This is a genomic window from Maribacter sp. (assembly GCA_020629415.1).
Taxonomy (GTDB): domain Bacteria; phylum Bacteroidota; class Bacteroidia; order Flavobacteriales; family Flavobacteriaceae; genus Maribacter; species Maribacter huludaoensis.
Map to the genome: position 1 here is coordinate 1 of JAHDDL010000024.1, position 13,873 is coordinate 13,873.

The 13,873-nt window shown below is 35.2% G+C and carries 11 protein-coding genes; 5 read left to right on the forward strand and 6 right to left on the reverse strand.

What is annotated here, in order from left to right; all coding sequences use genetic code 11:
• Positions 1-77 precede the first annotated feature (77 nt).
• From QZ657_RS10825 to guaA, 4 genes are read right to left on the reverse strand one after another with little or no spacing between them, the layout of a single operon-like run.
• A complete protein-coding gene (locus QZ657_RS10825; protein WP_291966854.1) occupies positions 78-614 on the reverse strand; it encodes a DUF922 domain-containing protein in 537 nt (178 codons plus the stop codon).
• The gene (locus QZ657_RS10830; RefSeq protein WP_291966856.1) at positions 602-1,006 is read right to left on the reverse strand and encodes an OsmC family protein; all 405 of its coding nucleotides are present in this window, start codon (positions 1,004-1,006) and stop codon (positions 602-604) included. The genes QZ657_RS10825 and QZ657_RS10830 overlap by 13 nt, the downstream gene beginning before the upstream one ends.
• Before the next feature lies 1 nt (position 1,007).
• Positions 1,008-3,218, reverse strand: a complete 2,211-nt coding sequence (locus QZ657_RS10835) for a LysM peptidoglycan-binding domain-containing protein (protein WP_291966858.1) — start codon at positions 3,216-3,218, stop codon at positions 1,008-1,010.
• Between the two features lies 1 nt (position 3,219).
• The gene (gene guaA, locus QZ657_RS10840) at positions 3,220-4,752 is read right to left on the reverse strand and encodes a glutamine-hydrolyzing GMP synthase (RefSeq protein WP_291966860.1); all 1,533 of its coding nucleotides are present in this window, start codon (positions 4,750-4,752) and stop codon (positions 3,220-3,222) included.
• A gap of 191 nt (positions 4,753-4,943) precedes the next feature.
• On the opposite strand from guaA, the gene QZ657_RS10845 reads away from it, so the two are divergent.
• From QZ657_RS10845 to QZ657_RS10860, 4 genes are all read left to right on the forward strand, one after another.
• Positions 4,944-7,376: a TonB-dependent receptor gene (locus QZ657_RS10845; protein ID WP_291966861.1), complete on the forward strand. Its 2,433-nt coding sequence runs from the start codon at positions 4,944-4,946 to the stop codon at positions 7,374-7,376.
• A 3-nt stretch (positions 7,377-7,379) separates the two neighbouring features.
• Positions 7,380-8,267, forward strand: a complete 888-nt coding sequence (locus tag QZ657_RS10850) for a DUF4249 family protein (protein WP_291966863.1) — start codon at positions 7,380-7,382, stop codon at positions 8,265-8,267.
• A 78-nt stretch (positions 8,268-8,345) separates the two neighbouring features.
• Positions 8,346-9,071, forward strand: a complete 726-nt coding sequence (locus QZ657_RS10855; RefSeq protein WP_276472645.1) for an SIMPL domain-containing protein — start codon at positions 8,346-8,348, stop codon at positions 9,069-9,071.
• A 301-nt stretch (positions 9,072-9,372) separates the two neighbouring features.
• Complete coding sequence (locus QZ657_RS10860; protein WP_291966865.1) at positions 9,373-9,918, forward strand: pyridoxamine 5'-phosphate oxidase family protein; 546 nt, start codon at positions 9,373-9,375, stop codon at positions 9,916-9,918.
• Here QZ657_RS10860 and QZ657_RS10865 read toward each other — a convergent pair.
• On the reverse strand, positions 9,915-11,291 hold the full coding sequence (locus tag QZ657_RS10865; RefSeq protein ID WP_291966867.1) for an ArnT family glycosyltransferase: 1,377 nt from the start codon (positions 11,289-11,291) through the stop codon (positions 9,915-9,917). The two genes, QZ657_RS10860 and QZ657_RS10865, sit on opposite strands and share 4 nt — an antisense overlap.
• Positions 11,292-12,896 (reverse strand): bacillithiol biosynthesis cysteine-adding enzyme BshC, encoded by a 1,605-nt coding sequence (gene bshC, locus QZ657_RS10870; RefSeq protein WP_291966868.1) that lies wholly within the window; start codon positions 12,894-12,896, stop codon positions 11,292-11,294.
• Between the two features lie 171 nt (positions 12,897-13,067).
• On the opposite strand from bshC, the gene QZ657_RS10875 reads away from it, so the two are divergent.
• On the forward strand, positions 13,068-13,873 hold an 806-nt coding region (locus QZ657_RS10875; protein ID WP_291966935.1), incomplete at its 3' end, for a M14 family zinc carboxypeptidase.

Genomic DNA, 13,873 nt, shown 5'->3' on the forward strand with positions numbered 1-13,873 from the left:
TTTCACTATTTCACTATTTCACTATTTCACTATTTCACTATTTCACTATTTCACTATTTCACTTTCAAACCATTAAGCTAAGATTTGATTAAAGCCTCTTCTATTTCTTTGGCCCAACGTTCTTGTACCGGTAAATTTCTTGAATAATTAGTTTCTGTATCGTATTTATTTTGAAAGTCGTTCAGCTGGCGAATGGTAGCTTTATAGATTTTACGAATTTCTTCCTTTACATTTTTGGTAAATTTAGTCTCCGCCAATTTCTTACGCAGTTTACGGGCGTAGAGCTCTGTAATATCAAAATGCAACTGTTCGTGCAATAAGGTTACCTCATTGCAAAGCTCGGGTTTGTACCATGATTTTGTTGGATAAAAATAGGCAAACACTTTACAATCTACCTGAAGTTCATTATTCTCGTAAAATGTAGAAAAGCGATAGGTTATACCACTTGCCGTGGTTGCTGCAGCCCTTAAGGTAATTGGAGCTTCACCTTTAAAATCATTCCAAGTAAATCTAAAATCTGGTTCCCATGACACCACTTCTTGACCCTGAACATTAAAAATGGTCAGTAGCGTTAGAAAAAAGAAAATGAAATGTGCCCTTTTTATAAGTCCCAATGATATGTGATTACCTTCTCTATATCTGGATGCAAACTATAGTGCACAGGGCAAGTATTTGCCGTGTGCACCAATATTTTTCTATTCTTATCTGAAATATCTTTTGGCAAATGCATTTCTACCTCTATTTTAGATATTCTTCTAGGTGAAGCCGCCATGTGTTTTGTTACGGCGGCGGTAGCACCTTTAAGGTCTACTTCTAACCCGTTTGCCTTAATACCCATCATGGTCAACATACAACTTGCCAAACCTGTTGCAACGGTATCGGTAGGTGAAAATGCCTGTCCCAATCCGTTGTTATCTACTGGTGCATCCGTAACAAAAGAATCGTTAGATTTTAAATGAACACACTCAGTTCTTAACTCACCGTTGTACGTTACTTTTGATGTCATACTACTCTATTGTTTTAATTCGTAAATCGTCTATCATCATAATATAAGAAGACTGGTTATAATACCCGGCAACACCTTTTCTTTGGTAATTGAACTTATTACCGCTATACTCCGTTTCACCAATAAATCTTGAAACATCGATCAAACTGTTATTGTAAGCCAATTTCAGTAAAAGGTCATATGTTACGTCAAATCCTCTAACGGCATATTTATCCGGATCGTCACCAAAGCGTTTTCTATAACGTTCAACAAATGAATTATTGGCCACCTGGCGATTTACGGAAGGATATGTAAATTTTAAATTAGACAAATGTGTATTTGAAATTACATCGTTTTCAAAGCCCGAGTTCATATCGGTCGTAAACATTCTTACACTTACTTTATCTTTACCTAACAAAGGATCAAAAGCGGTATTGTTAAATGAATTTAAAATAGAGACAACGCTGGCAATTAATTTGTAATTATCAGACTCTACAAACACCCAATTTGGAACTTGATCAGATAATAACGTTTGTAGTTTATCCCTGTTGATACCAATATTTTTCTCCTCTTCTTTAACTACGACCACTTTAGCAGAAGGAAATCTTTTAAGGATAGCATCTTTCTCTTTACTATTATCCTCATCCGCTATTATTAAAAGCGTTTCTTCCGTATGATTGGTCTCTACATAATCCAACATATGCTTCCACAGTACTTCTTCATCAGTATAGGAAAAGAATACATTGTCTAAACTTAAATCACTTTTGGCAGGTACGGGAGCAATTACAGGAACATTAAATTTTGAAGCCTGTACAGCAGTTTCTTTAAGCGAAGGCATATCCAAAGGACCAAAAACGGCACTATACCCTCCAAGTTGTTCTCCTTGTAAAATTTGTTTTGTTTTACCTAAATCTAATTGATTATCAAAAGTCTTTACATCTATGGAAACGCCCAAAGATTTCATAGAATCAATAGCGACCAACGCTCCAGAATAAAGGCCAAGGCTGTATTTTAAACTATTTCTATTGTCAATAATTCTTTCTGTCTCTTCCTTATTACTAAGGTCAAGTTTATCTAACCTGAAAGGTAACAAGAACAATACTTTGGGTTTTACGGCAATATTTATGCTATCCAACAAGTTTACCTTATCTAAAACCAAGGCATTTCTCACTTCAAAATCACCAACTTTGTTTTTTGGTAATTTTAGGACCATACCAGCCTTTAGACCGTCCTTTAAATCAGGATTCAAGGCTACCAACTCTGCCCATGTCATCCCGAATTTTCTAGTCAATCGAAACTCGTTCTGTTTTGGCTTTACCTCGTAAAAAATGTAGTTATCCGTATTAATTTTCCCAGTCTCTACTTTTTGCTCAGGAATACGTATAACCATACCTTCTTTTAATCCGCCACGTTCCGTTATCTCTGGGTTTAAACGAACAATTTCATCTGACTTTACCCCAAACTCCTTTTCCAAACGATAAAAATTCATTTTGGCAGGTACGGTGTATGAAGTATAAAGTTGGGTTACCTGGTTCTTTACGGTACTACCGGCCATTTTGGGCATTAATAGCTCATAGCCTTCAGACAAATAGTTATTTGCTGCGGACAGACCCGGATTCAATTCTAGCATACGTTCAATAGTAATACCATATTTATGGGCAATACTCCACCTAGTTTCCTTTGCCGCAACAATGTATTTTTCTAAATCACCTTCATCTTCTACAACTTCTGCGACTTTGTGTGCGCGGTATTTAGGAATACGTAAATCCATTTTCTTTTGAAGTGGCGAAGCATACAATTTTGGGTTATATTTCTTTAGCTCATCTTCCGTAATATTATACAACTGGGCAATACCGAAAATAGTTTCCTTTTTCTTTACACGATGCTCTGTATAACCAATTGGCTCCCTTGTTTTAACCGAATCTTGAACGACCGTCGTTTTTGTTTGGGCAGACATGGTCGTAGGCGTATTGGAAATAGGTGCGCTTGTTTGCTCCACTATTTTCTTACCCGGCACTACCAATATCGTATTTGACCTGAGTTTTTGACCTTCTTTGATTTCTTTGTTGTACTGCAGTATACTTGACGTTGAAACTCCGTACATTTTAGAAATGCTTTCTAGTGTTTCTCCTGATTTTACTTGATGCGTATTGAATTTTTGTGCCATTGCCGTACAGGACACCAATAAGCAAAACGACCCAATTAAGTAAATTTGATTGAACATGTATTTCATACTATTCCCATTCTATTGTTGCTGGTGGCTTTGAACTTATATCATATACGACACGGTTGACACCAGGGACTTTATTTATAATATCATTTGATGTTTTTTGTAAAAACTCATATGGTAGGTTCACCCAATCGGCAGTCATACCATCCGTACTTTCTACAGCTCTAAGCGCTACACATTTTTCGTAGGTACGCTCATCGCCCATTACACCAACACTGTTTACAGGTAATAACATGGCACCTGCTTGCCAAACTTTATCATATAAATCCCATTTTTTTAATCCGTCTATAAAAATGGCATCTACTTCTTGTAAAATAGCCACTTTCTCTGGCGTGATATCCCCAAGAATACGAATTGCCAAACCAGGACCAGGAAAAGGATGTCTACCCAACAATGCCTTATCTATACCCAAACTTGCCCCAACCCTTCTTACTTCATCTTTAAACAACATCTTCAAAGGCTCCACCACTTTCAATTTCATGTAATCTGGCAAACCACCAACATTATGATGACTCTTTATAGTTTGTGACGGACCACCGGTTGCAGAAACAGATTCTATAACATCAGGATAAATAGTACCCTGTGCCAACCATTTTGCATTCTCAACTAAATGTGACTCATCATCAAAAACTTCTACAAATACACGACCAATTGTTTTTCTTTTGGTTTCTGGATCACTCTCTCCAGCCAGATCATCCAAAAAACGTGCCGAAGCATCCACACCTTTTACATTTAAGCCCATACCCTCGTACTGCTTCAATACATCGGTGAATTCATTTTTTCTTAAAAGACCGTTGTTTACAAATATGCAATGCAGGTTTTTACCTATCGCCTTATGTAATAATACTGCTGCAACAGAAGAATCTACACCACCAGATAATCCTAAAATTACCTTCTCATCTCCAATTTTTTCTTTTAACTCTGCAACCGTTTTATCAACAAAGGCATCGGGGGTCCAAGTTTGTTCCATTCCGGCAATATGTACCAAAAAGTTCTCCAGTACTTGTTTTCCGTCTTTAGAATGATACACTTCTGGATGAAACTGAATTGCATAGGTTTCTTCTCCCTCAAACTTAAAGGCTGCGTTTTCCACATCATGGGTACTTGCCAATAACGTTGTATTCTCAGGTAGGTGCTTAATAGTATCGGCATGGCTCATCCATACTTGGCTACCTGTACCTACTTTATCAAAAAATGGTTCGTTTTCCTTAATAAAGCTAAGGTTGGCACGACCATATTCCCTTGTATTGGATTTTTCTACACTACCACCGTGAAAATGTGCCAAATACTGTGCGCCATAACAAACGCCCAACAATGGTTTTTTACCACGTATTTCAGACAGATCCGGGTGAACGGCATCCTCACCTCTTACAGATAAAGGTGATCCAGAAAGAATCACGGCCTTATACTCGGAAAGGTTTTCGGGTAATTTATTATAAGGTTTAATTTCAGAGAAAATATTTAGCTCACGTACGCGTCTTCCAATCAATTGGGTGTATTGTGAACCAAAATCTAGTATCAGGACTTTATTTTGCATGGGCAAAAATAGCAAAAACCAAATGTTGAAACCATCTTATTTCAGTTATATTTTTTAACAAATAGTTTTAAAATTGAAATTCCCTTACCGGCCATTTAATCTTAAAAAAAGATGAATTGTATTTTTCTTAACAATAAGTGTAGGAAAAATCTACCTATTTTTAGACACCATCAATAAACAACACTAGCCTTTTGAAAAATAAGATATACCACAGCTTATTTTTCCTAGGACTTATTTGTAAGTCTTATGGAAAAGTAGCCCACACAAGTTCTACCGAAAATCGCTTTAATGTAGATATTAACAATTTTCAAGAACCAAAAAACAATTTTACCATTAGTGGTTACATTACCGAAAGCGGTAGTGGAGAAAATCTCTTAGGTGCTTCTATTTATGTTCCTGAGCTAAAAAGAGGAACAACGACAAACGACTACGGTTTTTATTCACTTTCACTGCCAAAAGGTAAGCATACTGTTTACATTTCTACAATTGGGTACACTACAATTATTAAAAAAATAGAAATTAATAACGACCTCTCTTTAAATTTTAAACTTGAAACAGACACGCAATCACTTGATGAAGTTACAGTTAGTGCTGACAGTAAAGTAAAAGAAAGTAAGGTCACCCAAATGAGCAAAATACAGATCAACCCATCTACAGTAGCTGATATACCTGCATTACTGGGTGAAAAAGATGTATTAAAAACATTGCAATTATTACCCGGTATACAAGCAGGATCTGAAGGAAGTTCCGGTTTCTTTGTTCGTGGCGGTACGCCAGACCAAAACTTAATTATTCTAGATGATGCAGTAGTTTACAATTCAAATCACCTATTTGGATTCTTCTCTGTATTTAACGGTGATGCCATAAAATCCGTAGAAGCATTTAAAGGAGGATTCCCTGCCAGATTTGGAGGTAGATTATCATCTGTCATTAAGATAGACATGAAAGATGGAAATAAAGAAAAGATATCAGGTAAAGTAAATATTGGTCTTATATCTTCATCTATGCTTTTAGAAGGACCTATTAATAAAGGAAAAACATCATTTATTTTTAGCGGAAGACGCACCTATGCAGATGTTTTGGCCCAACCGTTCCTTTCTGAGGAAAATGGTAAAGGCGGTTACTATTTTGCCGATTTAAACTTTAAAATACATCATATTTTTAGCGAAAAAGATAAGCTATATTGGAGCAACTATTACGGCAGAGATAAATTTTATAGTTCATTTAAAGACCAGTTTACTGATGAAAAAGTGAAGCTTGGATGGGGAAACATCACCTCTACATTACGTTGGAATCATCAGCTTAACGATAAACTATTTGCCAACACGTCATTAATATATAGCAATTACGACTTCAATATATCTGATGAATATACAGACACTTATGATGATAATGTAGTTGAGTATTTATTTAAAACTAGTTCTGGCATAGAAGACCTAACTCTAAAAAGTAGCTTTGACTATTATCCAAATAGTAAAAATACATTGCGTTTTGGAGCAGAAATCACTAATCATAGTTTTACACCACAACGAGTACTTTTAAAAGACACGTATGCTGAAAATATAGACAAAACAGAAGAACTGAATTCTTTAGAAGGGGCTCTATATATAGAAGATGATTGGAAAATAACCGATAAGCTTAGGTCTTCGCTTGGTTTAAGACTAAGTTATTTTAATTATAAAAATACAAACTATATTAACCCAGAAACAAGGTTGGGTTTATCATATAGCTTAAAACCAGATTTGGCACTTAAAGCTTCTTATGCTAAAATGAATCAAAACATTCATTTATTATCTAGCTCTGGAATTGGACTACCTACAGATCTATGGGTCTCCTCTACAGATAACGTAAAACCACAAACTTCCCAGCAATTTGCCGTAGGTATTGCCAAAGATTTTTTTGAAAAAGATTATTCCCTATCCCTTGAAGGATATTATAAAAACATGAATGATATTATTGCTTACAAAGAGGGCGCATCATTCTTAGCGTTAGATAATCTAGAATCTGGCGCAGACTTAGATTGGGAAGAGAACATTACCGCCGGCGAAGGTTGGGCCTATGGTGCAGAAATACTTTTTAGAAAGCAAACAGGCAAGCTAACAGGTTGGTTAGGTTACACACTTTCATGGTCAGAAAGACAATTTGACGAACTGAACTTTGGTAATAAATTCTATGACCGTTACGATAGAAGACATGACATTTCCGCGGTGGGTATTTATAAACCTAGTGATAGATTTACATTTTCTGCTACTTGGGTCTTATCTACGGGTAACAACTACACCTTACCCAATTTGCAAAGAATTGGAGGTAATTTCCCTATTGGCGGTTCTAACTTTTTCAATAGAGGTTTACAAGATATTACAACGCAACGAAATAACTTTAGGGGAGAAACAAGCCATAGGCTAGATTTAGGATGGCAATTTCATAAAAAGAAAAAGAAAGGAAGAGAACGCACTTGGGCAATTTCACTTTATAATGCCTATGCAAGACAAAACCCCTTTATTTATACCGTAGACACCAAATATCCTAATTACAATGACCCTAATGGAACAGAAGAAAAAGAACTCACAAGAACTTCCGTACTTATTCTAATTCCTTCAGTAAACTATATACTCAAATTTTAAGATATGAGAAAAGCAGTACTCACACTATTAGGATTATATATTTTATTAATGGGATGTCAAAAAGTTGTAGATGCCGATGAACTTTTAGACACAGAAGAGCAGGTTTCAATAATTGGATACATTTCTCCGCACGATACCATTTTAAAAATATCGGTCACTAAGGCGTTACCCGCAATTGGCACTCCAATAAAGGCTAACCAAAATTACGCTTTTCCCGAAGAATTTTTAATTAAAGATGCCGTAGTCACCTTATCAAATACAGAAGGCAATAGTGTAGTTTTAAATTATGACAACGAAACAAATACTTACATTACTAGCGCCTCAAATTTAACTATTTTGCACGGTGCTACTTATAATTTAAAAGTAATTGTAGCAGAAAAAGAGTTTAATGCTTCTTGCCAAATTCCTAAAAAGTTAGACACAATAAATGAAATCATTGAATTTCAGCAAGACGAGTTTGGTTATGAACTTGCCGTAATCAATATAAACTTTAAGGATTTTGCTGATGAAGATAACTATTACATTTTAGGTGGATATATCAGTAGTACCATTCAATATGAGAATGAAGAACCATTTGAAGATATTTTTCCTTTATTTTTTAATGATGATGAATTCTTAACGGACAATTTAGGCAATGGCTCACAATTAAATGGTAAAACTCTAATTTATGCCCATAGCGAATACTACTCTGATGTATCGATAACCCTACAAGTTGCCCATACCGAAAAAGTACTTTTTGATAATCTAAAAGCTTCTCAAACTAATAGTGATGCAGATGGTAATCCATTTGTAGAATATGTAATTGCTCCTAACAACATTTTAGATGAAGGTGCCATTGGTGTTTTTTCTGGATACAGTGTTACTGAAAAGGTTATCGACCTTAAAGATTAGTTATTGCCATTATATCTCTATTCTACATAAAAATAATGACTAGCTTAGCATAAGATGATTTGACAATACTATTTTTTCATGAAACACATTAGCGCAATTATTTTTGGAGCAGCAATTGTTATAGCCGCATATTTTTTGGGCAACGCATATATACAAAGGGCAAACCCGCCACAAATGATATCCGTTACCGGTTTGGGCAACGAAAATTTCACCTCTGATTTAATTGTTTGGGAAGGTCAATTTTCTACAAATAGCACTGTATTAAAGACTGCTTTTGATCAATTAAACCGTGACAAGGAAATTGTACGTCAATATTTAACCTCAAAAGGCATTGATGCAAATAGCATAATTTTTAATAGCGTGCAGACTACAGAAATGCGAGATAACCAATATGAAAATGGTAATTACGTTGGCAGTATGTTCAGGGGCTACCAATTAATTCAAACCCTAAAAATAGAATCTGAGGATGTTGCTTTAATTGAAGGTGTGTCTAGAGAAATAACAGAATTATTGAATAAAGGGGTCCAGTTCAACTCTTCACCACCTAGATATTATTACACCAAATTAGCGGACCTTAAAATTGAAATGATTTCAAAAGCTACCGAAGATGCCAGAATACGTGCAGAGAAAATAGCCGAAAATGCAGGCAGTAATTTAGGTGATTTGGTTTCTGCCAACATGGGCGTATTTCAAATAACCGGTCAAAATTCTGGTGAAGACTACAGTTGGGGCGGTGCATACAATACCTCATCTAAAAACAAAACAGCGTCTATAACCATGCGTTTAGAATACAAGGTAAAGTAATGCTTTACTTTGATCAATGTCATTTACCGATCTGGTAAAGAATATATTAAATATAAAAGCCCAGTAATCACCCGGGCTTTTCATTCAACCAATTATCAAACCGAATACTTAAAAAATCTTTTTCATAACAATCCGTATTCACACACTAAGTCGCAACATTTACACTAACCTTACAATTGTAAATAAACTTTGCAGATGACACCAATTTCCTGTTGTATTGACTATCATATAACAATATCTTTTTTATAATGATATCTCCTTAATTATTATCACAGTATTTTTACTATTTACAGACATTAATATGATCGATTCATTTTTTGAAGAATTAAGTACCGAATTACATAATGGTGTTACCGAAAAAGGACACCCGTTCAGATTCATAACCATGGCAACGGTAGGCAACGAAACTACTGCTCGCCTACGTACCGTAGTGTTACGAGAGGTTAACAAAGATTTACGACTAACGATTTATACAGATAGCCGCACACAGAAGATAAAACACATTGCGGAAAACAATCAGGTAAGCTTTCTACTCTATCATCCTGAAAAAATGCTACAGCTAAAAGTGGAAGGTACAGCTGAAATGGCAACCAATCTTGAAAGATTAAAATCAACATGGCAAAATATTCAACCCAACAGTAGAAAGGATTACATTACAGAAACTAGCCCAGGTACAACAATTAAGAATCCGGATCATGTGGAATATGTTGAAGACAAAAACTATTTTACCATAATCGATATTTTTCCAACTAAAATTGAATATCTAAAACTAAAAAGACCTAACCATATTAGAGCTCTTTTCACAAAGACCGATAACAACTGGAAGGGTGAATTCCTAGTTCCTTAATTGATATAGAAATATAGATTTTCCTTTTCTTTCCCAAAACCTATGAGACTATCTTCAGGTGAAGCCTGTTTTACTACAGATGGACCGATAGTTATTTCAACCGATTTTTCTTCTTGCAATTCCGAACCGGTTAGCGAATAATCATCTACGGAAAGTATAATTCGATCAGGATACAGTAAACGCACGTTACCGGCATACGTAACGTTGGGCAGTACCCATTGATAGGCACCATAATTCTTACTCAACTTATTAGCAACTGGACCAAAACCAAAATGGACAGATGAAGGTATGTTTAATACTCTTTCTATTGGTGTTCTTATGGTTTGAATTCCAATAACGAGTACAAACAACCAATACCCAAGTGTAACGACTTTTTTACTATTCCTAATATTAACTTTCTCTAACAGCAAAACCACAAAAGGGATAAAAAGGGGCAATAACCATCTAGTCTCCACTTTTTTGCTTTGAAAAATGAGAAAAAATAAACCCAATATGAGCAATTGGGTAAAAAACATTTTAACAAACCAATTGATTTTCAACCTGTTAAAACTTAATTTTTTAGACAAATAGCCAATACTGAATATTGCAATAATTGGAAACATCAATGCGAACAACCCTTTTAAGTAAACTATAATGGGTAACAACGAAAAGCCCGATTTCGCTTCTTCTATTCCTATTTTCTCTTCTACACTAGATGCCAAAAATGTTTGAAATTCACCAGGACCTAATAACCAATAAATATGTGGCGCTACAATTAAAGCAGAAACAAAAACCGATACCAATATTTTAGGGTTGAAAACAATTGCTCTTAATTCCTTATCCCAAAGTACAACCAGCGCAAAGGTTACCAGAAAAAATGCATAATTGTATTTAGACATCATGCCCATACCTACATACAAACCAAGTAAAAGATAATTTGTAATAGATTTCCTTGCTATTAATATTTGTATGCAGTAATAAGAAGCTATAACACTGAAACATAACAAGCTGGTATGCGAAAGCCTACGAAAGGTAAAATCTATATATACAGGTATAAAAACCAATGCCAGCACGGCCAATTTAGATTTGTTAGCATCTTTAATTCGCAGTCCAGAAAATTTATATAACAATAACAATGTACCCGCAAACAATGCCCCTCTTAGTGAAGAGAATGCCAACTTACCTACCCCAAATATGTTGTTAAAACCATATTGTAACCATGTGTAAAGTGGTGGTTGATCATCATAACCCCAACGAAGCCATTGCGAATAATATGCTTGCTCGGCATCTTCTAGCTCTAACGCACTTTTAAAAAAAGTGATCAATGCAATGGCCAAAAATGAAAGTATGGCGAGTATCGCTATTTTATCTAGTGATACCTTTTTTCCCACCATTTATTTTTGTGTGATAATAGTAAAACTTAAATCTAACGGATTTAAAGCTTCAAATAACATAGGCACTAAATCTTCGCCATATGCCAAATAAAATTCTGAAAAGTTAGATTGTCGTTCTTGAAGAGATTGATTGGGAAACATTTCATTTTGTAGTTCTGTCATACGTACTACATGATCCTTTAACTTTCTTTTCTGTGCTTGCAGTAATCGTTTTTCTAAAGCATCCAATCCTTTTTTTTGCTTTACTTCTTGTGCTTTTACAGCTCCTAGAAAAGATTTATCGGTCTTTTCCGCTAGTTCATACATATTTTTAAACTGCTCATGAAGTAGTTTCTTTTGTGGCGAAAAATCAATATCTATATTTGAAATTTCTCGGATCTTTTTGTTGATAAGGCTATTTTGTTTTAAGAAAATGTCTGCCTTTGAGATATTCATTTTCTCTAACTTATCGGCTTGCTTCTCGGTAATGATCAACGCTGAATTTCTTACCAATAAAATTGGAAAAGGAACATTCATAGCTTCAAAAGCTGCCTTTAATTCTAACCAATACGCAATTTCACCGCCACCACCAATATAACAAAGGTTAGGTAAAATCACTTCTTGGTATAAAGGTCTAGCAATAACATTGGGGGAAAAACGCTCTGGATGAGCATTCATTTCAGCTACCAACTCCTCTTTTGTAAAAGAAATGGATGTTTCGTTTACAATATATTGCCCTTTACTTTCTATGATTCTTTCTCTTATACCTTCCTTTAAATAGAAATAATTGATTTCACGCGGATTAACCTGTACCGGATAATCAGATGAAATAGCTTCTATTTGGGTAATGCTTTCAGATACTTTCTTGAACGCCGTTTGTTCAAAAATATCTTTCTTCATGTAGGGCACAAGTGTATTTTTTAAGTCAACATCATCACCATCAACAATAACTAATCCGTAATCCTTGAAAATTTCATTTGCCAAAAATCGGGTTGCATCGGTTAGATTACCATGCTTTAAATACGCATTTTCAAATAGGTCTTTTAACACCTTAGCGTTCTTACTGTCCCCAATAGTTCTGGAATACAGCGAAAAAACCTCTTCTAAACCTTCCGTTGGTAAATGCCCTACTGCACCAGATGCCTCTTTGTTCCACTGAAATTTCAATCCTTTGAAGTTGAAATAATTTATTTCATCAAAATCATGATCTTCCGTAGCCATCCAATAAATAGGCACAAAATTACTATCCGGAAATTCTTTTTTTAATTGCTTGGTCAGGTTAATCGTAGAAATGATCTTGTACAAAAAATACAATGGTCCGGTAAAAAGATTTAACTGATGGCCGGTAACTATGGTATAGGTGTTTTTCTCTTTTAACAGCGCTATATTAGCAGCTGTACTGTTAGAAGTATCAGTACCTTTATATTGGTTTTGCATTGAAGAATACAGAACATCTCTTTGTTCTTGGGTAAAATGCTTTCCCTTTTCTTCTATCTGACCTTTAAATCCTTCAATATCGGGAAACCGATTATATAATGGCTTAAGCTTTGTATCCGCTGCAATGTAATCGCAAATTAATTTCGAAAAATAACCCGTTTTAGCTAAGGGCAAACAATCAATATCCATATAAAAAGTAAATACTTGGTAAATATAAAACCCTTTCGTTTTACATTTCCTAAATATAAGTTAATTACCGTTAGTATAAATTGTTGGAATTCTCGTCAAAATACGCGGTAATTAGGTTTCAATTTGTATTAATTTTAATAGATTTGGCTCACTCACAACACAAATTACTATATGAAACTAATTCTACGCTACGCATTACTTTTTATTCCACTTTTAGGTTTGGCCCAATTAAAATCTCCGTCAGAGTTTTTAGGCTATGAACTAGGCTCCCAATTTACAAGACATCATGAAGTTGTTGATTACTACCAGTATTTGGCCAAAGCCGAACCTCAGCGTATGAGCCTTATGGAATATGGTAAGACCAATGAACGCAGACCTTTACTTTTGGCTACTATATCTAGCAAAGAAAATATGCAAAACCTTGATAAAATCAAGGAAGAGCATATGAAAGGAATCAATGGCGAAGGTTCCCCGGATAAAGCTATCGTTTGGCTTAGTTATAATGTTCATGGCAACGAGAGCGTAAGTACCGAAGCTTCAATGCAAACTATTTATGATCTGTTTACTACAAAAAGCAGCTATCTAGAAAATATAGTAGTGCTAATTGATCCGTGTATTAACCCAGATGGTAGAGATCGCTATGTTAACTGGTACAACCAATTTGAAAATACCCCCAACCAACTAGACCCTAACAGTAAGGAGCACCATGAACATTGGTGGAGCGGTCGAAGCAACCACTACATGTTTGATCTTAACAGGGATTGGGCTTGGCTTACGCAAGTTGAAAGCCAGCAACGCTTAAAGCAGTTTAATAAATGGTTACCTCATGTTCATGTAGATTTTCATGAGCAAGGTGTTGACAACCCGTATTATTTTGCTCCTGCCGCAGAGCCTTTTCATGAGGTAATCACAGATTTTCAAAGAGAGTTTCAAGAAACTATTGGTAAAAACCATGCTAAATATTTTGATGAAAATGG